The organism is Enterobacter sp. WP_7_1 (assembly GCF_003688535.1).
GTDB lineage: Bacteria > Pseudomonadota > Gammaproteobacteria > Enterobacterales > Enterobacteriaceae > Enterobacter > Enterobacter asburiae.
Genome location: NZ_REFK01000006.1, coordinates 101888 through 126851 on the forward strand (window position 1 = coordinate 101888; position 24964 = coordinate 126851).

Consider the following 24964-nt stretch of genomic DNA (forward strand, 5'->3'; position numbering starts at 1 on the left):
TTCACTGTGGGGAACGAGAGATTTTATTTTTTTTGCGCTTCGTAATTAATAGGATATAAGGTCGAACAGAAAGAGAACTATTGCAAGTTATGTCTGGGTTTTGTGGTTCTGAATTTGCACTCTGTCACAAAACATTCAGGCAAATGTTGGAACTTTCTCGAAAGGGGCTTAATGCCGCGTCACTACTGGCTTGTCTGGATTCGTTACCGCTGCGCTGAAACTGGTTTCAGAAAGGTATAGTGACGTCAAATTTAATAAAGTGCGGGTAAAGTTGAGTGAGAGTAATAGTCTCCGGAGATGTAACCCGATGACTAAATTATTATTCTACGTAAGTAATCATTTCAGAACGGATTAATTTCACCCGAAACTGCATTTCATTTCTTTGACATTCTCCCCGGTTACTTTTTTATCTTCCGGGCACACTCGAACTATGCTCTGAGAGTGGCCTCGATCACACTTTTATGCTCATCCCCGCTACTCCTCCCTGTCTAATCCCCCACAGGAGGAGGAAGAGGGGAAATGAGCCAGGCACACTAGCGCCAACTTGTGTTTTCTTTCTAAAGGATGCCGATCCCCTATGTCACAGCCTACCTTCAACAAAGCTCAATTCCAGGCTGCCCTGACGCGTCAGTGGCAGCGTTTTGGCCTTCATGCTGCAAACGAGATGACGCCTCACCAGTGGTGGCAGGCCGTGAGCGGTGCGCTCGCAGAGCAGCTGGATGCTCAACCGGTGGCGAAGCCTGTTAAAGGCCAGCGTCACGTGAACTATATCTCGATGGAATTCCTGATTGGCCGCCTGACCGGCAACAACCTGCTGAACCTGGGCTGGTATCAGGACGTCGGCGATGTGCTGAAAGAACACGACATTAACCTGACCGACCTGCTGGAAGAAGAGACTGACCCGGCGCTGGGCAACGGCGGCCTGGGCCGTCTGGCAGCCTGTTTCCTTGACTCTATGGCGACCGTCGGCCAATCGGCGATCGGCTATGGTCTGAACTACCAGTACGGCCTGTTCCGTCAGTCGTTTGCCGATGGCCATCAGATGGAAGCGCCAGACGACTGGCATCGCAATACCTATCCGTGGTTCCGCCACAACGCGCAGCTGGATGTGCAGGTCGGCATTGGCGGAAAAGTGACAAAGCAGGGGCTCTGGGAACCGGCGTTCACCATTACCGGTGAAGCCTGGGATCTGCCGGTGCTCGGCTACCGTAACGGCGTGGCGCAGCCGCTGCGTCTGTGGCAGGCGAAGCACGCGCATCCGTTTAACCTGACCAAATTTAACGACGGCGATTTCCTGCGCGCCGAGCAGCAGGGCATCGACGCCGAGAAGCTGACCAAAGTCCTCTACCCGAACGACAACCACCTGGCCGGTAAAAAGCTGCGCCTGATGCAGCAGTACTTCCAGTGCGCCTGCTCCGTGGCGGACATTCTGCGTCGCCATCACCTGGCGGGCCGCAAGCTGGCGCAGCTGCCGGACTTCGAAGTGATTCAGCTCAACGATACGCACCCGACGATTGCCATCCCGGAACTGCTGCGCGTGCTGATCGACGAGCATCAGCTGAGCTGGGACGACGCCTGGGCCATCACCAGCCGTACCTTTGCCTACACCAACCACACTCTGATGCCAGAGGCGCTCGAGTGCTGGGATGAGAAGCTGGTGAAAACGCTGCTGCCGCGCCACATGCAGATCATCAACAAGATTAACGACCAGTTTAAAACCCTGGTGGCTAAAACCTGGCCGGGCAACAAAGCGGTCTGGGCGAAGCTGGCGGTGGTTCACGACAAGCAGGTGCGCATGGCGAACATGTGCGTGGTTAGCGGCTTTGCGGTGAACGGCGTGGCGGCGCTGCACTCGGATCTGGTGGTCAAAGATCTCTTCCCGGAATACCACCAGCTGTGGCCGACCAAATTCCACAACGTGACCAACGGCATCACGCCGCGTCGCTGGATCAAGCAGTGCAACCCGCTGCTGGCCGGCCTGCTGGATAAGACCCTGAAGAAAGAGTGGGCCAACGATCTGGACCAGCTCATCAACCTGGAAAAATACGCTGACGACGCGAAATTCCGCGAGCAGTACCGTGCGATCAAGCTGGAGAACAAGGTTCGCCTGGCGGAGTTTGTGAAAGTGCGTACCGGGATTGAGATCAACCCGAACGCCATTTTCGATATCCAGATTAAACGTCTGCACGAGTACAAACGTCAGCACCTGAACCTGCTGCACATTCTGGCGTTGTACAAAGAGATCCGCGAGAACCCGCAGGCTGACCGCGTGCCGCGCGTGTTCCTGTTCGGTGCGAAAGCGGCGCCGGGCTACTACCTGGCGAAAAATATTATCCTCGCCATCAATAAAGTGGCGGCGGCGATCAACAGCGATCCGAAAGTGGGCGACAAGCTGAAGGTGGTGTTCCTGCCGGACTACTGCGTCTCGGCGGCTGAACTGCTGATCCCGGCGGCGGATATCTCCGAGCAGATCTCTACCGCAGGGAAAGAGGCGTCCGGTACCGGCAACATGAAGCTGGCGCTGAACGGCGCGCTGACCGTCGGTACGCTCGACGGGGCCAACGTCGAAATCGCCGAGAAGGTCGGTGAAGAGAATATCTTTATCTTCGGCCATACCGTGGAAGAGGTGAAAGCCATCAAGGCCAAAGGCTATGACCCGGTGAAATGGCGTAAGAAAGACAAAGTGCTCGACGCGGTGCTGAAGGAGCTGGAAAGCGGTAAATACAGCGACGGCGACAAGCACGCGTTTGACCAGATGCTGCACAGCATGGACAAACACGGCGGTGACCCGTATCTGGTGATGGCGGACTTCACGGCCTATGTAGAAGCGCAAAAGCAGGTCGACGTGATGTATCGTGACCAGGAGGCGTGGACCCGCGCGTGCATTCTGAACACTGCCCGCTGCGGTATGTTCAGCTCTGACCGTTCAATCCGTGATTATCAGGCCCGTATCTGGCAGGCAAAACGCTAAGGAAGCGCGATGGAGAGTAAACGTCTGGACAGCGCCGCGCAGGCGGCGGGGATCAGCCTCAGTTACATAAATGCGCACGGCAAACCGCAGTCTATTGGCGCCGACACCAAAAGACGTTTGCTGGACGCCATGCACAAAGCCGACGCGAAAGCGTCGGTTGCGCCGGTGCCGAACGTGAAGGTGTTCACCGCAGGCAAAAAGATGCCGCTGGCGGTGGAGGGGCGCGGCGAGTTTAGCTGGCTGCTCACCACCGAAGAGGGGCATCAGCACAAAGGCCACGCCACCGGCGGCAAAACGTTAAACCTTCCGGCGAAGCTGCCGGAGGGGTATCACACCCTCACGCTCACCCAAGATGACCTGCGTTTCCACTGCCGGGTGATCGTCGCGCCAAAACGCTGCTACGAGCCGCAGGCGCTGCTCGAAGGCAAAAAGCTGTGGGGCGCCTGCGTGCAGCTCTACACCCTGCGCTCCGACAGCAACTGGGGCATCGGTGATTTTGGCGATCTGAAAAAGATGCTGGCTTCCGTGGGCGAGCGCGGCGGCGCGTTTATTGGCCTCAACCCGATCCACGCGCTCTATCCGGCCAACCCGGAGAGCGCCAGCCCGTATAGCCCGTCGTCCCGTCGCTGGCTGAACGTGATTTATATCGACGTTAACGCGTTAGAAGACTTCAAAAACAGCAAAGAGGCGCAGACGTGGTGGAAACTCAGCACCACGCAGCAGGCGCTGAAGCAGGCGCGCGACGCAGACTGGGTGGACTATTCCACCGTCACGGCGCTGAAAATGGCCGCGCTGCGTCTGGCGTGGAAAGGCTTTTCGCAGCGCGATGACGAGCAGATGGCCGCGTTCCGCCAGTTTGTGACGCAGGAGGGCGAGAGCCTGTACTGGCAGGCGGCGTTTGATGCGCTGCACGCGTATCAGGTGAAAGAGGACGAAATGCGCTGGGGCTGGCCGGTCTGGCCTGACGCCTATCAGTCCGTCGACACGCCTGAAGTGAAAGCGTTCTGTGAAAAATATGCCGATGAAGTGGACTTCTACCTGTGGCTGCAGTGGCTGGCGTACAGCCAGTTTGCCGCCTGCTGGCAGGTGAGCCAGGGCTATAAGATGCCGATCGGCCTTTATCGCGACCTGGCCGTGGGCGTGGCGGAAGGCGGCGCGGAAACCTGGTGCGACCGCGAGCTTTACTGTCTGAAAGCCTCCGTCGGCGCGCCGCCGGATATCCTTGGCCCGCTCGGCCAGAACTGGGGATTGCCGCCGATGGATCCGCACGTCATGGCGGCGCGCGCCTACGAGCCGTTCATCGACCTGCTGCGCGCCAACATGCAGAACTGCGGCGCGCTGCGCATCGACCACGTGATGTCCGTGCTGCGCCTGTGGTGGATCCCGTACGGTGAAACCGCCGATCACGGGGCGTACGTGCAGTACCCGGTTGACGATCTGCTGTCGATCCTGGCGCTGGAAAGTAAGCGCCACCAGTGCATGGTGATCGGTGAAGATCTCGGTACCGTGCCGGTGGAAATTGTCAGCAAGCTCCGCGACAGCGGCGTCTACTCCTATAAAGTGCTCTATTTTGAAAACGACCATGAGAAAACCTTCCGCGCGCCGAAAGCGTACCCTGAACAGTCAATGGCAGTCGCGACGACGCATGACCTTCCTACGCTTCGTGGCTATTGGGAAAGCGGCGACCTGACGCTCGGCAAAACGCTGGGGCTGTATCCTGATGAAGAGGTTCTGCGCGGCCTGTATCAGGATCGCGAGCTCTCCAAACAGGGGCTGCTGGATGCGCTTCACAAGCAGGGCTGTCTGCCGAAACGTGCCGGACATAAGGCGTCGTTGATGTCGATGACCGCGACCCTCAATCGCGGCCTGCAGCGCTATATTGCCGACAGCAACAGCGCCCTGCTGGGCCTGCAGCCGGAAGACTGGATTGATATGGCGGAGCCGGTGAACATTCCAGGCACCAGCTATCAGTACAAGAACTGGCGTCGCAAGCTGTCCACAACGCTTGAGAAGATGTTTGCCGATGATGGGGTGAACAAGCTGATTAAGGATTTGGACAAGCGGCGAAAAGCGGACGCGAAGAAGTGATAAAAAAACCCGCCAGTGGCGGGTTTTTTATTGCCGGGTAAGCGTAGCGCCACCCGGCTTTTTTACATCAAACCACCATATTCAACAGCAGCACCCCGACCAGACCACACACCGAAATAATGGTTTCCAGCGCGGACCAGGATTTGATGGTTTCACCGATCGTCAGGTTGAAGTACTCCTTGAACAGCCAGAAGCCAGGGTCGTTAACGTGAGAGAAAATCACGCTACCGGAACCGACGGCGATAACCATCAGCTCAGGGCTTACGCCCGTGGTCGCAATCAGCGGGGCAACGATACCGCCTGCGGTGATCGCCGCAACGGTCGCCGAACCCAGCGCAATACGCAGAACCGCAGCAATAGACCAGGCCATCAGGAGCGGAGACACGTTGGTTTCATGCATCATGGCAGCGATGTATTTGTCCACGCCGCTGTCGACCAGAACCTGCTTGAACGCACCGCCACCGCCGATGATCAGGAGCATCATGGCAATGATTTTGATGGAAGAGGTCAGCGTATCGTTGATCTGATCCATTGAACGGCCGCGGTTCAGGCCGAAGGTGAACATCGCGATCAGCACGGCAATCAGCGTTGCCATCACCGGGTCACCCAGGAATTCCGCAACGGACAGGAACGGATGACCTTTCGGCAGGATCATCTCCGCCACGGCGCGCATCGCCATCAGGATCACCGGTACCAGAGAGGTCCAGACGCTGACGCCAAAGCCAGGCATCTCTTCTTCGGTGAAGGTTTTGGCGCTGTACAGACCTTCCGGGATCGGCTTATCAATGCCTTTCAGGAAGCGGGCGTAAACCGGGCCTGCCAGAATCACCGTTGGGATCGCCAGAATCGTACCGAACAGCAGGGTTTTACCCATATCCGCGTGGAAAATGGTTGCGATAGCGGTTGGGCCCGGGTGCGGCGGCAGGAAGCCGTGAGTCACGGACAGCGCCGCAGCCATTGGCACACCAACATACAGCAGCGGGATGTTTGCCGCAGCCGCGATGGTGAACACCAGCGGCAGCATCAGCACGAAGCCCACTTCATAGAACAGCGCGAAACCGACGGTAAAACCGGTTAACACCACGGCCCACTGAATGTGCTGTTTACCGAATTTGGCAATCAGGGTGGTGGCAATACGCTGTGCGCCCCCGCAGTCCGCCAGCATTTTGCCGAGCATGGCGCCGAAGCCCATGATCAGCGCCAGGCTGCCGAGCGTGCCGCCGACGCCGGCTTTGATGGAACTGATAACTTTAACCAGCGGCATACCCTGCATCAGACCGACTGCAAGTGCCACCAGAACCAGAGCGATAAATCCGTTCAGCTTGAAGCGGATCATCAAGAGCAGTAATAACACAACACCGATAGCAACGATGACTAATGGCATGATTTACCTGGCCTTTGAATTGTTATGGGTAACGTCATTGTTTCAACGACAAATTCCGATTGTCCCAACTGGGAACAGAGTGTTAACGGCACTCATACTGATGCCTTCGAAACCATTAAGTTTAGTCGGCTGTTATAAGGATGCTGAGTGCCCACGAGAATGATACGGGTAACATGACTTGATTGAGAATCACCCAGGGAGGGTAAATTTGAATTATGAGACGCAGGTCAACATATAGAGGGAGAGGTAAACGCAAAACGGTAACCACGAGGTTACCGTTTTTAATATTTTCACCCTCTCCCGTGGGAGAGGGCTGGGGTGAGGGCATCAGACCTCACTATTTTTGTAGGCCCGGTAAGCGCAGTGCCACCGGGCAATACGGACGGATACTGAATTAGTAGTAAGAGTGCTCGCCGCGCTGGTGCTCGGTCAGGTCACGCACGCCTTTCAGTTCCGGGAACTCGTTCAGAAGCTGCTTCTCGATCCCTTCTTTCAGCGTTACATCGACCATGGAACAGCCGTTACAGCCGCCACCAAACTGCAGAATGGCAAAACCTTCGTCGGTGATTTCCATCAGGGAAACACGACCGCCGTGGCCCGCCAGCTGTGGGTTGATCTGGGATTGCAGCAGATACTCAACGCGTTCCATCAGCGGGGCATCGTCAGACACTTTACGCATTTTCGCGTTCGGCGCTTTCAGGGTCAGCTGAGAACCCAGCTGATCGGTGACGAAGTCGATCTCCGCATCTTCAAGATACGGTGCACTCAGCTCATCAACGTAGGCGGTGAGCTGTTCAAATTTAAGGGCAGTGTCAGTCGCTTCCACAGCGTCCGGAGGACAATAAGAAACACCACATTCTGCATTCGGAGTGCCTGGATTAATCACAAACACGCGGATCTGCGTCCCTTCTTCCTGATTTGCCAGCAGTTTGGCAAAGTGCGCTTGTGCAGAATCGGAAATACGGATCATAGCTTTGGCCTAATAGTTGACTAAATTACCTGGGTATAATCATACGCCCATTGAAGAAGGGCTACAAGGTACGGCACAGACACCATACCTGAACCGACGCGGCGCCGCTTCGCAAAAGCAGTCGGGAAAGTTCAGCAACGGTACTGCCCGTGGTGACGACATCATCCACAATCGCGATATGGAGACCGTCGACCGGCAATTCAAGGCGAAAGGCATTTTTGAGGTTTCTTTTGCGCAGCCGGGCGCTGAGCTGATGCTGGATAGCGGTGGCATGAACACGTGTAAGCGCGCGGGCCTCGTACCGACAGCCGAGCCACCGCGCGAGGGGACGGCAGAGCAGGTCACTCTGGTTATAGCCGCGCCGCCAGTGCCGACGTCGGTATAAAGGGACATTCACCACCATGTCGATTTTCGCCAGAGCCCGCTGACGTCGCGCCTGCAAAACCGCCAGCAATAGCAGGCGGGCAAGGGGCTGTGCCAGCGAGCTCTGCCCGGAAAACTTCAGCGCATGAACCAGTCTGCTCAGCGGGGGGACATAATCATCCACGGCCACCAGCGCGCTCCACGGCGGGGATTTTTTCAGGCAACGACCACAGGGCAAAGAGGGATTTGTGGCCGGTAAACCACATTGTGGACAGGTCCCGATACGCCATTCCAGCGATCGCGTGCAGACGGAGCAGACGCCCCACCGGCCGAGCGCCAGCGGCATTTGGCATAGCCAGCACAAGCCGGGTACTGTTAGCATGTGCAACCTCCATGTGAAAAAAGAGAACAGTAACTGATGAAGACGCTGTGGTGGCAGACCGTAGGGACAGGAAATTGCCATCTTGTGCTGCTGCACGGATGGGGCCTGAATGCGGAGATATGGCATTGCATACGTGAGGAACTTGCCTCGCATTTCACATTGCATCTGGTGGATTTACCCGGCTTTGGCCGCAGCCGCGGGTATGGCGCGTTGTCGCTTGATGAGATGGCGCAGCAGGTTCTGGACGCTGCGCCGCAAAACGCGGTCTGGCTGGGCTGGAGCCTGGGCGGGCTGGTGGCAAGCCAGATTGCGCTGTCGCGGCCTGACCGCGTAAAAGCGCTGGTGACGGTGGCGTCATCGCCCTGTTTTAGCGCGCAGGAAGAGTGGCCGGGGATCAAGCCTGACGTGCTGGCGGGCTTCCAGCAGCAGCTGAGCGACGATTTCCAGCGGACCGTAGAGCGGTTCCTTGCATTGCAGACAATGGGCACTGACACCGCGCGTAAGGATGCCCGAACGCTGAAGCAGACCGTGCTTTCGCTGCCGATGCCGGAGGTTGAGGTGCTAAACGGCGGTCTTGAACTCCTGAAAACGGTTGACCTGCGCGAGCCGCTGGCCGCGCTGACGGTGCCGCACCTGCGTATCTATGGTTACCTCGACGGGATCGTGCCGCGCAAAGTGGTTCCGCTGCTGGATTCGCTCTGGCCGGACAGCGAATCGCAGATCATTGCCAAAGCCGCACATGCCCCGTTTATCTCTCATCCGACGGAGTTTTGTTCAGCGCTGATTGCGTTAAGTCAACGTTTAGACTGATTATTTTCTATCCAGCCTGGAAAAAGTTACACACCGCAACCATACTCCTGATGTCGTTGCGGTTGTTCTGCCTACGATAATCAAAACAACAATCCTATGGAGAGTCAGGCTATGAAACTTGTTACAGGTATTGTCACTTCTCTGGTTATTGGGTCACTGTCATTTGGCGTCTTTGCGGCAAAAGAGCTGGAAAAAGATAAAGTTGCCGGCATGAATCTGACGAAAATTGGTGAGATTTCTACGTCTGACACCACCGCGCCGATGGACGCGAGAAAAGAGCTGTCGAAGAAAGCGGATGAGCTGGGCGGAACGTACTATGTCGTCACCAGCGCAGAAAAACAGACCAAAAACGTACGCGCAACGGCGGACGTCTACAAGTAATACGATAAAGCCGGGCAGCGATGCCCGGCTTTGTTAACGCAGCGCCCACCACTCTCTTAGGCAGGCCTTTCCTTCCGGACAGCTTTTACAACTGCCGGAGAGACAGCCGTCCGCGTCTTCCTGAATCCGCACGGCTTTCCCCATGGCTTCCAGTCTTTCCAGCATGGCATCGATCATCGGCTGCGGCGTATGCAGGCTGAGGCTCAGCTGTTTCGCCTCCATCCGCCCTTGCAGTGCCAGCAGGTCACGAACCTGAATCAACGATGCCATGGTGTGCTCCTTAGTGACAGTCGCCCGCCGGGCTGCTGCAGCAGGTCGCGGCGGTTTTACGGTTTGCCAGCAGGTCGATGTCGACGCGGCTGCGCGCCCGCCGCAGCAGACCAAGCACGATCGCGTTAAACAGCACAACCGCGAGAATGCAGACCAGGCTGTAGCGAGGATGCTGGCTGAAGTTAACGGTTTGATAAAAGAGCGTCGACAGCGAGTACGCAATGTTTAACCCCCACAGGATGGAGAAGCCCATCCAGCCGCGGCTGGACTCGCGCGCAATCGCCCCCATCACGGAGATGCATGGAATGTAGAGCAGAACAAAGATGAGGTAGCTGTAGGCCGCAGACGCGCTGCCAAATTTCTCGCCCATCACGCCCATGGCACCCGTCGCCATTTCGCCGTCGCCTTTGCTGGCCTCAATAGGGTTCGCCAGCACGCTCAGGCTGAAGGTGTCTTTCAGGCTCTGCCAGGTTTCCTCTACGGCACCCAGCAGTTCATGACCGAGATGAAACTCTGCCGGATTAAATTCCTGTTCCTGAATGTTCTCGGCGGTGTAAAGCGTGTTCAGGGTGCCGACAACCACCTCTTTCGCCATCGCGCCGGTGAACAGCCCGACGGTTGCCTGCCAGTTATCCTCATGCACGCCAATCGGTTTGAAGACCGGCGTGATGACGCGGCTGACGGAGGCGAGGGCAGAGTCGTTGATGCTATCTGCCGCCTGCCCGCTGAGGGTGAAGCTGTTCAGCGCGCTCAGGAAAATGCTGACGATGACAATGACCTTACCGGCGCGCAGCACAAAGCCCTTCAGGCGCTGCCAGGTCTGGATCGCCAGGCTTTTCAGATGCGGCACGTGATACACCGGCAGCTCCATCACAAACGGCGACGCTTCACCGCGCATGATGGTGTGCTTCAGCATTAAACCGGTAAGAATAGCCATCACGATGCCCAGCACATACAGCGAGAAGACCGCCAGCGCGCCCTGCTGACCGAAGAAGGCTGCGGCAAAGACCGCAAAGATTGCCAGACGGGCACCGCAGGACATAAACGGCGCCATCATGATGGTCATCAGACGCTCGCGCGGCGCATCCAGGGTGCGTGCGCCCATCACCGACGGTACGTTACAGCCGAAGCCGACAATCAGCGGGACGAAGGATTTACCCGGCAGACCCAGCGCCTGCATCAGACGATCCATCACGAACGCGGCGCGCGCCATGTAGCCGGAATCTTCCAGGAACGAGAGGAACAGATACATCATGCCGATCTGCGGCACCAGAGGCAGAACGGTGTTGATACCGCCGCCGATCCCCTGCGCGAGGAAGATGGTTAACCATTCCGGGAAGTGCAGGGTGTAACCCACCCACTGAATACCGTGTACGAAGACCGCGACGGAACCGGCGTCGAAAATGGGCTGGAATGCGCCGCCGATGTTAATGGCGAGCAGGAACATCACGTACATCACCAGCAGGAAGATGGGCAAACCGAGGAAGCGGTTAAGCACAACTTTATCCACCGCTGCCGTAAAGCGGCTGGGCTCTGCCGTCAGGGCGTTGCTGACAACGTCGCAAATCGAGGCGATGGCCTGGTAACGCGCGTCGGCGATGTGCAGCGCCGGGTCGTCCAGCTCGTTGCTAAGACGGGCCACCGTCGCGTCCAGCTTATCGGCCGCATGCCCTGCGTAAGCGCGGCTGTAGATATCCCCTTCCAGCATCTGCAGGCCGAGCCACAGGCGCTGTTTCGCAGGCATGCTGTTGTCCATCTCCTGCGCCAGCACATTGGCTTCGCGCAGGAGAGGCTGCGCGTAATGCACCAGCTCAATGTCATGATTTCCCTGGTGACGGTCAATGGCCAGCTTCAGCGCATCAATACCGCGAGCGCGCGTCGAGACCAGCGGAACGACCGGGCAACCCAGGCGCGCGGAGAGGGCATCGACGTCGATACGCAGCTTTTGTTTCTCCGCAATGTCGAGCATGTTGAGCGCCACGATGCAGGGGATCCCCAGCTCCAGCAGCTGCAGCGTCAGATAAAGGTTACGTTCGAGATTGGAAGCGTCGACCACGTTGATCAGCAGGTCCGCGTCGCCGCCAAGAATATAGTGGCAGGCAATCTGCTCATCGAGCGAAGTTTGCGACGAAATGGTGGTTAAGGAGTAGGTGCCGGGAAGGTCAACCAGCGTCACCTGGCTGTCCGTTGTCGTGAACTGGCCTTCTTTACGCTCAACCGTCACGCCCGCCCAGTTGCCCACGCGCTGGCGGGCTCCGGTCAGCTGGTTAAAAAGGGTGGTCTTGCCGGAATTAGGATTGCCAATTAAGCCAATAGTTAACTTTTTCATTTTTTTAGACTCACTGAAACCGCTGGCTTGTTATCGGGATAAGGCTTCGACTTCTATTAACGCGAGGTCTTTCTTACGCAGCACCAGATTTACGCGGCGGGTTTCGATATGAACCGGATCGCCCAGCGGCGCCACGCGCACGACCTGGAATGACGAGCCGGGCAGCATGCCCAGCGACAGCAGCTTTTGCCGATAGGCCGGGCTAATTTCGCGGGTAAAACCGGTAATCTTCCATGCACTGTCTGGAGTGAATTGCATAACGCCTGATTCCACGAAAGGTTAAATTATCTACTATGGGATGATAATGAGAATAGTTTTTATCAGCAATATTAAAACTGTGACGGAATGTTGTTTACGGTATTAATTTACGGCCTGTTTGACCTGGCTCAATATTTGCTGAATTGCCTGGAAAACGAAAAGGGGAGTATTTGTTAACGGGGTGATAATCCGTGGTTTAAATATGGCTATGCAATCGGTTTCATATATTTCGATATGATTTTATTCCCCTCACCCATGAGGACGAGGGGAAAAGACCGCACCGTGCGCTCTCCTCTCCCTTCCGGGGAGAGGGTTAGGGGCATTGACAACCTTAGCGTTTCTTACCCATCGCTGCCGCCAGCGCATCCATCATCGCGCTGTTGCCTGCAGGCTGAGCGTCACGTCCGCGCGGTTTTGCCGCTTTCGCGGCCGGACGCTGCTGCTCGCGGCCACCGCCGTTTCCGCCACGGCGCGCGTTGGTGTCGCCAGGCTGCTCGTCCAGACGCATGGTTAGCGCGATACGCTTGCGCTGCAGATCCACTTCCAGCACTTTGACCTTCACGATGTCGCCCGCTTTAACCACGGTGTGCGGGTCTTCAACGAACTTGTCGGCGAGGGATGAAATATGGACCAGACCGTCCTGATGCACGCCGATATCCACAAACGCGCCAAAGTTGGTGACGTTGGTCACTGCGCCTTCCAGCACCATGCCGGGCAGCAGGTCGTTCATGGTTTCCACGCCGTCAGCAAAGGTCGCCGTTTTGAACTCAGGGCGCGGATCGCGGCCCGGCTTTTCCAGCTCTTTGATGATGTCGGTGACGGTTGGAACACCAAATTTGTCATCGGTGAAATCAACGGCTTTCAGGTTGCGCAGGGCGCTGTTGTCGCCCATCAGGTCTTTCAGCGCCTGCTGGGTGGCGGCCAGAATACGTTCCACAACCGGGTACGCTTCCGGGTGAACGGTGGAGGCATCCAGCGGGTTATCGCCGTGGTTGATGCGCAGGAAGCCCGCGCACTGCTCAAAGGCTTTTGGCCCCAGACGGCTCACCTTCAGCAGCTGCTGACGGTTCTGGAACTGACCGTTCTCATCACGCCAGGCGACGATGTTCTGGGCCATCATGCGGGTTAAGCCTGCCACGCGGGTCAGCAGGGGAACGGAGGCGGTATTCAGGTCAACGCCGACGGCGTTTACGCAGTCTTCCACCACCGCATCCAGCTTGCGCGCCAGCTGAGTCTGGCTCACGTCGTGCTGATACTGGCCCACGCCGATAGATTTCGGATCGATCTTCACCAGCTCCGCCAGCGGATCCTGCAGGCGGCGTGCGATAGAAACCGCACCGCGCAGGGAAACGTCCAGGTCCGGGAACTCCTGGGCCGCCAGCTCGGACGCGGAATAGACGGATGCCCCGGCTTCGCTGACGATCACTTTCTGTGCCGTCACTTTCGGGAACTGCTTCTGCACGTCGAGGTAGAAACGCTCGGTTTCGCGTGACGCCGTACCGTTGCCGATAGCAACCAGCTCGACGTTGTATTTTTCACACAGCGCGGCCACCACGACGGCCGCTTTGGCTGCCTGGCCGGTGTGCGGATAAATGGTATCGGTCGCCACCAGCTTGCCGGTGCCGTCAACCACAGCGACCTTCACGCCGGTACGCAGACCCGGATCGAGACCCATGGTCGCGCGCAGGCCGGCAGGGGCGGCCATCAGCAGGTCGTGCAGGTTACGGGCGAAGACGTTAATCGCTTCATCTTCGGCGCGCTCGCGCACGGTGCCCATCAGCTCGGTTTCGAGGTGCATCAGCACCTTGATGCGCCAGGTCCAGCTCACCACGCCTTTGCGCCAGCTGTCCGCCGGGGCGTTGTTCAGGCGCAGGCCGAGATGGTCGATAATGATCTGCTCGCAGTGGCTCTCTTTCGGCGGCTCGTCAAACTGCGGGTCGGCGTTCAGGGAGAGCTGGAGCACGCCTTCGTTGCGGCCGCGGAACATCGCCAGCGCGCGGTGTGAAGGGGCGGTAGAAATCGGTTCGTGGTGATCGAAGTAGTCGCGGAATTTCGCGCCTTCTTCCTCTTTACCCGCGACGACGGTAGAGACGATGTGGGCATTCTTCCACAGGTAATCGCGCACTTTAGCAAGCAGGGCGGCGTCTTCGGCGAAGCGCTCCATCAGAATGTAGCGCGCGCCGTCAAGGGCGGCCTTGGTGTCCGCTACGCCTTTGTCGGCGTCGATAAATTTGGCGGCTTCGGTTTCCGGGTCGTGGGACGGTTCGTTCCACAGCAGGTCGGCCAGCGGCTCAAGACCCGCTTCAATCGCAATCTGCCCGCGCGTGCGGCGCTTCGGTTTGTACGGCAGATAGAGATCTTCGAGTTCGGTTTTGCTCAGGGTGCCGTTGATGGCGCTTTCCAGCTCGCTGGTCAGCTTGCCCTGTTCGCCGATGGATTTGAGGATCGCCTGACGACGTTCTTCCAGCTCGCGCAGATAGCCCAGACGGGTCTCCAGGTTACGCAGCTGCGTGTCATCCAGACCGCCGGTGACTTCCTTACGATAGCGTGCAATAAACGGCACGGTGTTCCCTTCATCAAGCAGGCGAACGGCAGCTTCTACCTGTTCGGCTCTGGCCTGAATATCACCCGCAATAATGCGGCAGAGCGAATCTTTCATCATGGCTTTATCATCTGTTGAGTCGAAAAAATCAGGGGATAGTTATACGGGCTGACACGGCAAAATGCCAGCCGGGGAGGGCGCTCTCGGACTATTTTACGTAGACGATCTCATTGACGTACCAGCTGGCTTCACCGGCAGGGGTCTGAACGACGGCCAGATCGCCCACTTCCTTTTTCAGCAGCGCGCGGGCCATCGGGGAGTCGATGGAGATGTAATCCTTACGACCAAAAATTTCATCGTAGCCGACAATGCGAAAACGCAGGGTGTCACCGTCGTCGTTTTCAATCTCCACCCACGCGCCGAAGAACACTTTGCCCTCCTGCTGCGGGGAGTAATCGACAATTTTGAGATTCTCGAGGCACTTCGTCAGATAGCGAACCCGGCGGTCAATTTCGCGCAGCCGCTTTTTGTTGTACTGGTAGTCAGCGTTTTCGCTGCGATCGCCCAGGCTTGCCGCCCAGGTCACCTTTTTGGTTACTTCAGGACGCTCTTCGCGCCAGAGGTAATCCATCTCTTTTTTGAGCTTTTCGTACCCTTCGCGGGTGATCAGGGGCGTTTTCATGGTAAAGCCTTTGCTGCCTGCCGGTTAACTGTCTTGCGCACAATACGTACCACACAGTGTAACAGACAGGATTAATAATGATTTATGTGATGAAATGAGCAGATAAGCTGCTGTTAAATATGCTTTGTAACAATTTCGACTAGAATTTATACCAGAATTAACTGGTCGAATACGTGCACTTTTTTAGAATACGCTGTTACAAAGACTATCCGAACCTTTGGGAGTACACACAATGCAAGAGAACTACAAAATTCTGGTCGTGGATGACGACATGCGCCTGCGCGCGCTGCTGGAACGTTATCTGACCGAGCAGGGCTTCCAGGTTCGTAGCGTCGCGAACGCTGAGCAGATGGACCGTCTGCTGACCCGTGAATCTTTCCACCTGATGGTTCTCGACCTGATGCTGCCTGGCGAAGACGGGCTTTCTATTTGCCGCCGTCTGCGCAGCCAGAGTAACCCGATGCCGATCATCATGGTCACGGCGAAGGGCGAAGAAGTTGACCGTATCGTGGGCCTCGAAATCGGCGCGGACGACTACATTCCAAAACCGTTTAACCCGCGTGAACTGCTGGCGCGTATTCGCGCTGTTCTCCGCCGTCAGGCGAACGAACTGCCTGGCGCACCCTCTCAGGAAGAAGCCGTCATCGCCTTCGGCAAGTTCAAGCTGAACCTCGGCACGCGCGAGATGTTCCGTGAAGACGAGCCAATGCCGCTCACCAGCGGCGAGTTTGCGGTACTGAAAGCGCTGGTCAGCCACCCGCGTGAACCGCTTTCCCGTGACAAGCTGATGAACCTGGCGCGCGGTCGCGAATACTCCGCAATGGAGCGCTCCATTGACGTGCAGATCTCCCGCCTGCGCCGCATGGTGGAAGAAGATCCTGCTCATCCTCGTTATATTCAGACCGTATGGGGTCTGGGCTACGTGTTCGTCCCGGACGGCTCTAAAGCATGAGGCGAATGCGCTTCTCGCCGCGAAGCTCGTTTGCCCGCACCCTGTTACTGATCGTCACCCTGCTGTTCGTCAGCCTGGTGACGACCTATCTGGTGGTGCTGAACTTTGCGATCCTGCCGAGCCTCCAGCAGTTTAATAAGGTCCTGGCCTACGAAGTCCGTATGCTGATGACCGATAAACTGCAGCTGGAGGACGGCACGCAGCTCGTCGTTCCCCCGGCGTTTCGCCGTGAAATCTACCGTGAGCTGGGCATTTCGCTCTATTCCAACGAAGCGGCGGAAGACGCGGGCCTGCGCTGGGCTCAGCACTATGAATTCCTCAGTCAGCAGATGGCGCAGCAGCTGGGCGGCCCAACGGAAGTGCGCGTTGAGGTCAACAAAAGCTCGCCCGTCGTCTGGCTGAAAACCTGGCTGTCACCCAATATCTGGGTGCGCGTTCCGCTGACCGAAATCCATCAGGGCGACTTCTCGCCGCTGTTCCGCTACACCCTGGCGATTATGCTGCTGGCGATAGGCGGCGCGTGGCTATTTATCCGTATACAGAACCGACCGCTGGTCGACCTGGAGCATGCTGCGCTGCAGGTCGGTAAAGGGATTATTCCTCCTCCGCTGCGCGAGTATGGCGCCTCGGAAGTCCGTTCGGTGACGCGCGCGTTTAACCATATGGCGGCAGGCGTGAAGCAGCTGGCGGATGACCGTACGCTGCTGATGGCGGGCGTCAGCCATGACCTGCGCACGCCGCTAACGCGTATTCGCCTGGCGACGGAGATGATGGGCGAAGAGGACGGTTACCTTGCCGAGTCCATCAATAAGGACATCGAAGAGTGTAACGCCATCATCGAGCAGTTTATTGACTACCTGCGCACCGGACAGGAGATGCCGATGGAGATGGCGGATCTGAACGCGGTGCTGGGCGAGGTTGTGGCGGCGGAAAGCGGCTACGAGCGCGAGATTGATACCGACCTTCAGGCGGGGGAGATCCAGGTACGCATGCACCCGCTCTCCATCAAACGTGCAGTGGCGAACATGGTGGTCAACGCGGCGCGCTACGGCAATGGCTGGATTAAAGTCAGCAGCGGGTCTGAACTCAACCGCGCCTGGTTCCAGGTGGAAGACGACGGTCCGGGCATCAAGCCCGAGCAGCGTAAGCATCTGTTCCAGCCGTTTGTGCGCGGCGACAGCGCGCGCAGCACCAGCGGCACGGGCTTAGGCCTGGCGATTGTTCAGCGTATTATCGATAACCACAACGGGCTGCTGGAGATTGGCACCAGCGAGCGGGGTGGGTTGAGCATTCGTGCCTGGCTGCCGGTACCGGTGACGCGGGGGCAGGTGAAAGAGGGTTAAAAAAAGGGTGGCAATTGCCACCCTTTTTTGTAGATCGGGTAAGGTGAAGCCGCCACCCGACAACATAAGACCTCTGCGGTCTGATGCCCTCACCCCAGCCCTCTCCCATAGGGAGAGGGAGAAGGGCTACAGCTTAGGTCCCGCGCTCACCAGCGCAGCACCCGCCGGGGTATCGGTATACTTCTCGAAGTTCTCGATAAACAGCTTCGCCAGCGATTCCGCCTTCTCGCGCCACTGCTCCGGAGAACCGTACGTGTTGCGCGGGTCGAGGATATGCGTATCCACGCCCGGCAGCGACGTTGGGATCGCCAGGTCAAACATCGGCAGCGTGAAGGTTTCGGCGTCGTCCAGAGAACCATCCAGAATGGCGTCGATAATCGCGCGGGTATCTTTGATAGAGATACGTTTGCCGGTACCGTTCCAGCCGGTGTTCACCAGGTAGGCCTGCGCGCCGGATGCCAGCATGCGTTTCACCAGCACTTCAGCGTACTGCGTCGGGTGCAGCGACAGGAAGGCCGCGCCGAAGCAGGCGGAGAAGGTTGGTGTTGGCTCCGTCACGCCGCGCTCGGTACCCGCCAGCTTGGCGGTAAAGCCGGAGAGGAAGTGGTACTGCGTCTGGCTGGCCGTCAGGCGAGACACCGGAGGCAGCACGCCGAACGCATCCGCGGTCAGGAAAATGACCTTCGTGGCATGACCCGCTTTTGACACCGGCTTCACGATATTGTCGATGTGGTAGATCGGGTAAGAAACGCGGGTGTTTTCCGTTTTCGACGCATCGTCGAAGTCGATGGAGCCGTCGGCACGCACGGTGACGTTTTCCAGCAGCGCATCGCGACGGATCGCGTGGAAGATATCCGGCTCGGCCTCTTCAGACAGGCGAATGGTCTTCGCGTAGCAGCCGCCTTCAAAGTTGAATACGCCGTCGTCATCCCAGCCGTGTTCGTCATCGCCAATCAGGCGACGTTTTGGATCGGTGGACAGGGTGGTTTTACCGGTGCCGGACAGGCCGAAGAATACCGCCACGTCGCCTTTTTCACCGACGTTAGCCGAGCAGTGCATGGAGGCGATGCCCCGCAGCGGCAGCAGGTAGTTCATGACGGAGAACATCCCTTTCTTCATTTCGCCGCCGTACCAGGTACCGCCGATCAGCTGGATACGCTCGGTCAGGTTGAAGGCCACAAAGTTTTCGGAGTTCAGACCCTGCTCTTTCCACTGTGGATTAGTGCATTTCGCACCGTTCATGACGATGAAATCCGGGGTGAAATCCTGCAGCTCTTCGTCGGTTGGACGAATAAACATGTTTTTCACGAAATGCGCCTGCCAGGCCACTTCAGTGATAAAACGCACGGAGAGACGGGTGTCGGCGTTTGCGCCGCAGAAAGCGTCGACAATGAACAGACGCTTGCCGGAAAGTTGATGAGTGACGAGCCCTTTCAGGTGCTGCCAGGTTTCCGGAGAGAGCGGTTTATTGTCGTTCTTCCCTTTGCCCTTGTCAGCCCACCACAGCGTATCGCGGGTGGTTTCGTCTCGGACGATATACTTATCTTTCGGCGAACGACCGGTAAAGATACCGGTATCGACGGCGATAGCACCAAGATTCGTCAACACACCACGCTCGTATCCTTCCAGTGCTGGATTGAGCTCTTCCTGATACAGCGTATCGTAGTCGGGGTTGTAGACGATTTCCTGGACGTCGTGAATACCATAAGCCTTGAGATCTTGCGGGGTTAAACCAGTAACACGCATATCACTGCTCCTTAGCCAATATGTACTGCCTGAAATTGTAGGGTTTTTCTGAGGTTGTTAACCGCGACGGGGCTCATAGATTTACGCATCTGGACAAAACCCTTACTAACGGAAAACGCTGCGACTCCAGTCACAGCGCAGGCGGATTATCGCAGGAATCGCTTTTTGGTTGGGGAAAATGTTCCGAAAAGGTTAAAGAGTGGTGATTTTATCGGAAAGAATGTGAATGTAATCGCATACACGTAAGAAAATTACGTAAGTGTTACATAGGGAAAGCGATTCAGCTTGGGGGGAGTTTTTTACCCCTGACCCCAGCCCTCTCCCCAAAGGGGAGAGGGTTAGGGTGAGGGGAAAGAAGTTTAGTGAACCTGTGGATCCGCCGGGGAGGCGTTATTGCGGATCTCAGCGATATCCATCGAATTGAACACGTAGTGCGTACCGCAGTAATCACAGTGCATATCAATTTCGCCGTCTTCAGCCATAATGCTGTCGATCTCTTCATCCGGCAGAGTTTTCAGTGCGCCAGCGCAGCGCTCGCGGGAGCAGGTGCACTTAAATTCCACCGCCTGCGGGTCGTAAACCGTCACTTCTTCTTCGTGATACAGACGCCACAGCACGTCTGTCGCCGACAGGTTGAACAGCTCTTCCGCTTTGATGGTTTCGGTCAGCGTCGCCAGGTGCTCAAAGTCATTGGTCTGTGCGTCCTGCGCAGGCAGAACCTGCAACAGCATACCGCCCGCAGCAGGTTGACCGTCCACTTCACCGGTGCGGATGAAGAGACGCGTCGGCAGCTGTTCAGAACGCATGAAGTAATCTTCCAGGCAGGCTGCCAGGGTATCGCCTTCCAGACCCACCACGCCCTGATAGCGCTCGCCTTCCTCAGGGGAGATGGTGATCACCAGGTAGCCATTACCCACCAGCGTTTTGAGGTCTGCATTTTCAGGCACGTCGCCCTGAACGCGCGCCACGCCGCGCATCTGCTGCTGGTTATTGCCATTGATCACCGCCAGCGTCATCGGGCCGTCACCCTGCAGCTGCACGGTGATATCACCGGCAAACTTCAGCGTCGCCGTCAGCAGGCTGGTGGCAACCAGCAGTTCGCCCAACAGGGTCTTCACCGGCAGCGGGTAATTGTGGTTTTCCAGAATCTGTTTCCAGGTTTCGGATACGGTGACCAGCTCGCCGCGCACGGCGAATTGTTCAAACAGATAGCGGTGTAATTGGTCGTGTTGGGCCATTTTCATCTCTCGTGCGGGTGAGGTTAATCAGTCTCACCGTGTTTAAATTTCATCAGATCGCGGCGCTCTTTTTTATCCGGTCGCCGGTCCGGGTGGGGCATCGTCAGCGCGTTCATTTTGCGCGCCAGCGCGGTCTTCTCGCGTTTTTCAATGCTCTCCGCCGTCTCTTCATAAAGCAGTACGGCTTCCGCTGCAGATCGACGCTGTTCGGTAATGGCTTTAATCACCACCGTACGTTCATCGTTGCCCTGACGCAGCGTTAAGGTGGCATTCAGCTCAACCAGCTTGCTCGGTTTGCTGCGCTGGCCGTTGTAATGCACTTTTCCGCCGTCAACCATCTCGCGGGCAAGGGCGCGTGTTTTATAAAAACGCGCCGCCCACAGCCATTTATCCAGTCTTACCCCGTCGGAGGGTTTTTCTTTCATGGCGTCTCCTTCACGGTCAGTGAGGGGATCATCTGGCGATAGTCGTTCAGTCCAGGGTGGCGCAGATAGCTTTTTTCAGCCAGGCCAGAGTCAGGATTGGTCACGCCCAGACAGTAGCGAATGCCAAACCTTGCCGCGGAATCCAGAATGGGCTCGCTGTCATCAATGAACAACGTACGTTCTGGCTGCAAACCCGTCTCTTCCCTCACCGCATGCCACAACCGCTGATCCTCTTTCGGATAACCAAATGTGTGGGTGGAAAGTAATAAATCAAGGTGCGACGCCAGACCGGTATGCTCCAGCTTCACCGCCAGATTATGTGGATGCGCGTTGGTCAGCAAAATACGGCGCTTACCGCTTGCTTTCAGCGCATCCAGAAAGGGCACGGTATCCTCACGCAGAACGGCGCGCGGGCCCTGGGCGGTGGTCATGGCACAAATATCCAAACCGAGGCGCTCGCTCCAGTAGTCAAGACAGTACCAGTTTAGCGTATGTTGCACCGCGCTATATTGCGAACGAATGAATGCCTGCGCTTCTGCCGGGGAGATCCCCTGCTGCTCGCCATAGGTTTCTGGAACCAGCGTTTGCCAGAAATAGTTATCAAAGGCGAGATCGAGCAGCGTGCCGTCCATATCCAGCAGAACGGTATCTACCTCCTGCCAGGCGATATCAAGATGCATTAGGGGGAACTCCAGCCAGAAGAAACGTGCGCGACAGGGTAGCACATCTTGCCGCGCAACGACGTTATCAGATCAGGCTCTCAGACGAGGGGATCAGCTTTGGATTGAGGCAGTTTTCATAATACCGCTGGATGTCGGCAAGTCGGGTGCGCGAGCGCTGGTAGCGGCGCAGGGCCATAAAGCCGTTCCAGAAAATGGCGATCAGCATCGCGGTCATCAGCAGTGAGGTGCCGATATAACGCCACAAGCCTGCGCTATCCGGCATCCGGTGCAGGCCGATATGGCGAGTGCCGTTGGCGTCGGTATAAATACTCGTGACAATCCCTTCGGCGCTGAACGGCGTTTGCATCAGCATCTGCGCCAGGCGCTGGAACTGGCTCCACTGCTCCTGCGCCGGGTAGTCATAAAGCGCAACCTGCGGATAGGGCTGATCGACCAGGTCGCTGCCTTCATCGCTTGCTATCACAAAGCCGCCCGGCGCCGGGCTGTTCAGCGCCTGAGCCGCACGGGTGGTCTCGCGCATCATGAACGGCGACGTCGAGGTGGCGACCAGGTTATCCAGCGATTCAGCGCTCACCGGACGCAGCAGGACATTAACGCCATCCAGTCGTCCCGCTTCGGCGCGTTTCACCAGCGAGTCCCAGTCTTTGCTGTTCCCCAGGTTTACCAGGGCGTTTTTAAGGCGTATGCACTCATCCTGAGAGGAGCATAAATCCTGCGTTTTCAGGACGATGTCACCAAAATCATCCAGCAGAACCATGCCTGATTTCTGAATGGCCGAGCGCAGCGCGGGGCTGACGCGCGAATCATCGTCCGGTTTCGGGTGCAGCTGGCGGTTCACCGTCTGGGTGAGAGCCGTGGCCTTGTTCACCACTTCGGATTCAGGCAGCGGCAGCGGCGGCGCGTCGTTCCAGATAATTTGCGAACAATCGAACGGCATGAACGGCGAGCTCTGACGCGTGTTCCACGCCCCCGGGGTGTGAATATTACACATCCCGGTCCCCTTCAGGCGCAGCGTGTCCCCCACGCGTACACCGGCTTCATCCAGTTTGTTGACGCTGGTCGCTTCAATGGTTTGCGCCCCTTTGATCCACGACAGGGTGAATTTAATGGGCATATCCAGCGGCACGAAAAGCAGCAGCATGACTAAGACCAGCGCGGCGCCGCCGGCAATGACCGCGCTGCGCAGCCAGTGCTGAAGCGGGAAATTTTTCACTTCATCATGCAGGGATAAGAAGCGCCCCTGGCGCACAACGTGGCGGTCAAGGTAGATATCAATATCGGTTTTCTGCCCTAGGTCCTGCGCAATCCACGGTTGCCAGTGGCGCGGGTAGATAAGGTCGATAATACCGAGCGAAATATTGTTGAGATGTTCCTGATCGTTTTCACCGAACAGGCCCCAGCGCTTTGGCGTTCCGCGCAGGCAGTGGATCTCTCGCAACGAGGTTTTGGCCGGTGGTGCAAAGAGCCCCCACAGCCCGGCTGCCAGCAGCAGCACCGCGCCTCCCGCCAGCCAGGGAACAAACACATCCGGCGTGAGCAGGCAGATAAAAAAGAGCAGGAAGGCAGCAACAATCAGAATGGCTTCACGGATGCCGTCCGGGCGGCTCAGGGCGTACTCTTCATGCGTCTCCTGGCGAATGTTCAGCAGTTCGATCTGTTCTGTCTCTTCGCCACGAATGGACGCCTGCGTTGAACTTGCGCGTTCCAATGCAAAACGCGGGGCTTCCTGAAGGTATTCATTCAGCGTATGGCCGTTAAGCGTGATAACCAGAGGCAATGAATCGGTGTGAATCAGCTCAACGCTGTTTTCGTCATTAATGTACTGCTCCCAGGACGGGGGCAGATGCACTTCGACGGAATCAAGGTAATAGCGCCATTTGTTGGGGTCATCAGTGGTGATGCCATAGCGCGTGATGGAGCGCGTCACGCAGAGCACGGTATCACTTTGCGCATTAAGCTTGAGCGCGACGGGCGCAGCGGTGGCTCCCGTTGGCCCAGGCGCTAACTGAGTACGGTTCAGGATTTCGAGATAGTTTTCAACCGCATCGCGCTCGTCTTGCGTGAGTTTACGCGTGCTCGCACCCGCAAATGCAGTTAAAAAGGGCAGACGATAACGGCGCTGTACGCGGCGCCTGTACAACCACCCTGCAACCAACGCGCCGGCCAGCATAGCAGCGAGAACAATCAAAATGGTGCTCATGCTTTCCCCATCTTACTTATCTTCTTACAGGTGTAGTCAGTAGCACCTTTACATTGAATGAGAGTCTGTGGTTGGCTATCGGCAAGTATGGAGTCGAACTTGAGCATTCTGAAGCGCATCCCAGTGACCGGTGATGATAGCAAAGCCTGTTATGGCGCGATATCAGCAAATTCCTGGAAACATTTCAACCTCTTGACATTTGTTTTGAATTGAGGATTGATCCCAGTTACGTTGCATAAATGTAAATAAAGAACGATTGACATTGCCGAAACCGTGCGGCATATCGCACAATAACGCCAGTTCTCACTGCTAAGACCCATCAAGATGAGCAAACCACTACAAAAACCCACCATTCTGAATGTTGAAACTGTCGCCAAATCGCGCCTGTTTAATGTCGAAAGTGTGGACCTGGAGTTCAGCAACGGTGTGCGTCGCGTTTATGAACGTATGCGCCCCTCTTCGCGCGAAGCGGTGATGATTGTTCCCATTGTCGACGATCATCTGATTTTGATCCGCGAATACGCTGTGGGAACGGAATCTTACGAGCTTGGGTTCTCGAAAGGGCTTATCGACCCGGGTGAAACCGTCTTTGAAGCGGCAAACCGCGAGCTGAAAGAAGAGGTGGGCTTCGGTGCGAATGAGCTTTCATTCCTGAAAAAGCTGAGCATGGCGCCGTCCTATTTTTCCAGCAAAATGAATATCGTGGTGGCTGAAGACCTCTATCCTGAATCGCTGGAAGGGGATGAGCCGGAGCCGCTGCCGCAGGTTCGCTGGCCGCTAGCGCACCTGATGGATCTGCTGGAAGACCCTGACTTTAATGAGGCTCGCAACGTGAGCGCGCTGTTCCTGGTACGGGAATGGTTGAAGGGGCAGGGGCGACTGTAGTGGCCTGATGCCCTCGCCCCAACCCTCTCCCACGGGAGAGGGAGCAAACACAAAAACGGCAA

The 24964-nt window shown here is 57.0% G+C and carries 20 protein-coding genes; 7 read left to right on the forward strand and 13 right to left on the reverse strand.

Going from position 1 to position 24964, the window contains the following annotated elements:
- The first annotated feature begins 577 nt into the window (after nucleotides 1–577).
- Both malP and malQ read left to right on the forward strand, forming a co-directional pair.
- Complete coding sequence (malP, locus tag BJ885_RS20440) at nucleotides 578–2971, forward strand: maltodextrin phosphorylase (RefSeq protein ID WP_121932672.1); 2394 nt, start codon at nucleotides 578–580, stop codon at nucleotides 2969–2971.
- Nucleotides 2972–2980: 9 nt separating this feature from the next.
- Complete coding sequence (gene malQ / locus BJ885_RS20445) at nucleotides 2981–5059, forward strand: 4-alpha-glucanotransferase (protein ID WP_121932673.1); 2079 nt, start codon at nucleotides 2981–2983, stop codon at nucleotides 5057–5059.
- Between the two features lie 67 nt (nucleotides 5060–5126).
- Here malQ and gntT read toward each other — a convergent pair whose 3' ends face one another.
- The 3 genes from gntT to gntX all read right to left on the reverse strand — a co-directional run bounded on the left by gntT (nucleotide 5127) and on the right by gntX (nucleotide 8158).
- Nucleotides 5127–6443 carry a gluconate transporter gene (gene gntT, locus BJ885_RS20450; protein ID WP_029742207.1) on the reverse strand — a complete coding sequence of 439 codons (1317 nt, stop codon included), beginning with the start codon at nucleotides 6441–6443 and terminating at the stop codon, nucleotides 5127–5129.
- Nucleotides 6444–6837: 394 nt separating this feature from the next.
- The gene (gene nfuA / locus BJ885_RS20455; protein WP_008503055.1) at nucleotides 6838–7413 is read right to left on the reverse strand and encodes a Fe-S biogenesis protein NfuA; all 576 of its coding nucleotides are present in this window, start codon (nucleotides 7411–7413) and stop codon (nucleotides 6838–6840) included.
- A gap of 61 nt (nucleotides 7414–7474) precedes the next feature.
- A complete protein-coding gene (gene gntX, locus BJ885_RS20460; protein WP_121932674.1) occupies nucleotides 7475–8158 on the reverse strand; it encodes a DNA utilization protein GntX in 684 nt (227 codons plus the stop codon).
- Nucleotides 8159–8194: 36 nt separating this feature from the next.
- On the opposite strand from gntX, the gene bioH reads away from it, so the two are divergent.
- A complete protein-coding gene (gene bioH / locus BJ885_RS20465) occupies nucleotides 8195–8968 on the forward strand; it encodes a pimeloyl-ACP methyl ester esterase BioH (protein ID WP_121932675.1) in 774 nt (257 codons plus the stop codon).
- Between the two features lie 111 nt (nucleotides 8969–9079).
- Nucleotides 9080–9349 carry a YdgH/BhsA/McbA-like domain containing protein gene (locus BJ885_RS20470; RefSeq protein WP_023309499.1) on the forward strand — a complete coding sequence of 90 codons (270 nt, stop codon included), beginning with the start codon at nucleotides 9080–9082 and terminating at the stop codon, nucleotides 9347–9349.
- 33 nt (nucleotides 9350–9382) lie between these two features.
- Here BJ885_RS20470 and feoC read toward each other — a convergent pair whose 3' ends face one another.
- From feoC to greB, 5 genes are all read right to left on the reverse strand, one after another.
- Nucleotides 9383–9619, reverse strand: coding sequence for a [Fe-S]-dependent transcriptional repressor FeoC (gene feoC / locus BJ885_RS20475; RefSeq protein ID WP_024907906.1), 237 nt, complete (start codon nucleotides 9617–9619; stop codon nucleotides 9383–9385).
- Between the two features lie 10 nt (nucleotides 9620–9629).
- Entirely contained in the window at nucleotides 9630–11948 is a 2319-nt protein-coding gene (gene feoB / locus BJ885_RS20480; protein WP_121932676.1) for a Fe(2+) transporter permease subunit FeoB, read from the reverse strand.
- 30 nt (nucleotides 11949–11978) lie between these two features.
- Nucleotides 11979–12206, reverse strand: coding sequence for a ferrous iron transporter A (feoA, locus tag BJ885_RS20485; RefSeq protein ID WP_008503050.1), 228 nt, complete (start codon nucleotides 12204–12206; stop codon nucleotides 11979–11981).
- A 331-nt stretch (nucleotides 12207–12537) separates the two neighbouring features.
- Complete coding sequence (locus tag BJ885_RS20490; protein WP_029740485.1) at nucleotides 12538–14868, reverse strand: Tex family protein; 2331 nt, start codon at nucleotides 14866–14868, stop codon at nucleotides 12538–12540.
- Between the two features lie 88 nt (nucleotides 14869–14956).
- Entirely contained in the window at nucleotides 14957–15430 is a 474-nt protein-coding gene (gene greB / locus BJ885_RS20495; RefSeq protein ID WP_014885539.1) for a transcription elongation factor GreB, read from the reverse strand.
- Nucleotides 15431–15662: 232 nt separating this feature from the next.
- On the opposite strand from greB, the gene ompR reads away from it, so the two are divergent.
- Nucleotides 15663–16382, forward strand: a complete 720-nt coding sequence (ompR, locus tag BJ885_RS20500; RefSeq protein ID WP_001157751.1) for a two-component system response regulator OmpR — start codon at nucleotides 15663–15665, stop codon at nucleotides 16380–16382.
- Nucleotides 16379–17725 carry a two-component system sensor histidine kinase EnvZ gene (gene envZ, locus BJ885_RS20505; RefSeq protein ID WP_010436407.1) on the forward strand — a complete coding sequence of 449 codons (1347 nt, stop codon included), beginning with the start codon at nucleotides 16379–16381 and terminating at the stop codon, nucleotides 17723–17725. The genes ompR and envZ overlap by 4 nt, the downstream gene beginning before the upstream one ends.
- A gap of 126 nt (nucleotides 17726–17851) precedes the next feature.
- Here envZ and pckA read toward each other — a convergent pair whose 3' ends face one another.
- The 5 genes from pckA to BJ885_RS20530 form a co-directional block, all read right to left on the reverse strand.
- Nucleotides 17852–19471 carry a phosphoenolpyruvate carboxykinase (ATP) gene (pckA, locus tag BJ885_RS20510; RefSeq protein ID WP_121932677.1) on the reverse strand — a complete coding sequence of 540 codons (1620 nt, stop codon included), beginning with the start codon at nucleotides 19469–19471 and terminating at the stop codon, nucleotides 17852–17854.
- A gap of 359 nt (nucleotides 19472–19830) precedes the next feature.
- The gene (hslO, locus tag BJ885_RS20515; protein ID WP_162269339.1) at nucleotides 19831–20715 is read right to left on the reverse strand and encodes an Hsp33 family molecular chaperone HslO; all 885 of its coding nucleotides are present in this window, start codon (nucleotides 20713–20715) and stop codon (nucleotides 19831–19833) included.
- A 17-nt stretch (nucleotides 20716–20732) separates the two neighbouring features.
- Nucleotides 20733–21134, reverse strand: a complete 402-nt coding sequence (gene hslR / locus BJ885_RS20520) for a ribosome-associated heat shock protein Hsp15 (protein ID WP_121932678.1) — start codon at nucleotides 21132–21134, stop codon at nucleotides 20733–20735.
- The gene (yrfG, locus tag BJ885_RS20525; RefSeq protein WP_032662264.1) at nucleotides 21131–21814 is read right to left on the reverse strand and encodes a GMP/IMP nucleotidase; all 684 of its coding nucleotides are present in this window, start codon (nucleotides 21812–21814) and stop codon (nucleotides 21131–21133) included. The genes hslR and yrfG overlap by 4 nt, the downstream gene beginning before the upstream one ends.
- A gap of 67 nt (nucleotides 21815–21881) precedes the next feature.
- Entirely contained in the window at nucleotides 21882–24017 is a 2136-nt protein-coding gene (locus BJ885_RS20530; protein ID WP_121932679.1) for an intracellular growth attenuator family protein, read from the reverse strand.
- A gap of 324 nt (nucleotides 24018–24341) precedes the next feature.
- On the opposite strand from BJ885_RS20530, the gene nudE reads away from it, so the two are divergent.
- On the forward strand, nucleotides 24342–24902 hold the full coding sequence (gene nudE / locus BJ885_RS20540; RefSeq protein ID WP_008503041.1) for an ADP compounds hydrolase NudE: 561 nt from the start codon (nucleotides 24342–24344) through the stop codon (nucleotides 24900–24902).
- The last annotated feature ends 62 nt before the right edge of the window (nucleotides 24903–24964 follow it).

Bases quoted from the DNA above. Each gene is read 5' to 3' on its own strand.
- malP (WP_121932672.1), top strand. From the start codon at position 578: ATGTCACAGCCTACCTTCAACAAAGCTCAATTCCAGGCTGCCCTGACG.
- malQ (WP_121932673.1), top strand. From the start codon at position 2,981: ATGGAGAGTAAACGTCTGGACAGCGCCGCGCAGGCGGCGGGGATCAGC.
- gntT (WP_029742207.1), bottom strand. From the start codon at position 6,443: ATGCCATTAGTCATCGTTGCTATCGGTGTTGTGTTATTACTGCTCTTG.
- nfuA (WP_008503055.1), bottom strand. From the start codon at position 7,413: ATGATCCGTATTTCCGATTCTGCACAAGCGCACTTTGCCAAACTGCTG.
- gntX (WP_121932674.1), bottom strand. From the start codon at position 8,158: ATGCTAACAGTACCCGGCTTGTGCTGGCTATGCCAAATGCCGCTGGCG.
- bioH (WP_121932675.1), top strand. From the start codon at position 8,195: ATGAAGACGCTGTGGTGGCAGACCGTAGGGACAGGAAATTGCCATCTT.
- BJ885_RS20470 (WP_023309499.1), top strand. From the start codon at position 9,080: ATGAAACTTGTTACAGGTATTGTCACTTCTCTGGTTATTGGGTCACTG.
- feoC (WP_024907906.1), bottom strand. From the start codon at position 9,619: ATGGCATCGTTGATTCAGGTTCGTGACCTGCTGGCACTGCAAGGGCGG.
- feoB (WP_121932676.1), bottom strand. From the start codon at position 11,948: ATGAAAAAGTTAACTATTGGCTTAATTGGCAATCCTAATTCCGGCAAG.
- feoA (WP_008503050.1), bottom strand. From the start codon at position 12,206: ATGCAATTCACTCCAGACAGTGCATGGAAGATTACCGGTTTTACCCGC.
- BJ885_RS20490 (WP_029740485.1), bottom strand. From the start codon at position 14,868: ATGATGAAAGATTCGCTCTGCCGCATTATTGCGGGTGATATTCAGGCC.
- greB (WP_014885539.1), bottom strand. From the start codon at position 15,430: ATGAAAACGCCCCTGATCACCCGCGAAGGGTACGAAAAGCTCAAAAAA.
- ompR (WP_001157751.1), top strand. From the start codon at position 15,663: ATGCAAGAGAACTACAAAATTCTGGTCGTGGATGACGACATGCGCCTG.
- envZ (WP_010436407.1), top strand. From the start codon at position 16,379: ATGAGGCGAATGCGCTTCTCGCCGCGAAGCTCGTTTGCCCGCACCCTG.
- pckA (WP_121932677.1), bottom strand. From the start codon at position 19,471: ATGCGTGTTACTGGTTTAACCCCGCAAGATCTCAAGGCTTATGGTATT.
- hslO (WP_162269339.1), bottom strand. From the start codon at position 20,715: ATGAAAATGGCCCAACACGACCAATTACACCGCTATCTGTTTGAACAA.
- hslR (WP_121932678.1), bottom strand. From the start codon at position 21,134: ATGAAAGAAAAACCCTCCGACGGGGTAAGACTGGATAAATGGCTGTGG.
- yrfG (WP_032662264.1), bottom strand. From the start codon at position 21,814: ATGCATCTTGATATCGCCTGGCAGGAGGTAGATACCGTTCTGCTGGAT.
- BJ885_RS20530 (WP_121932679.1), bottom strand. From the start codon at position 24,017: ATGAGCACCATTTTGATTGTTCTCGCTGCTATGCTGGCCGGCGCGTTG.
- nudE (WP_008503041.1), top strand. From the start codon at position 24,342: ATGAGCAAACCACTACAAAAACCCACCATTCTGAATGTTGAAACTGTC.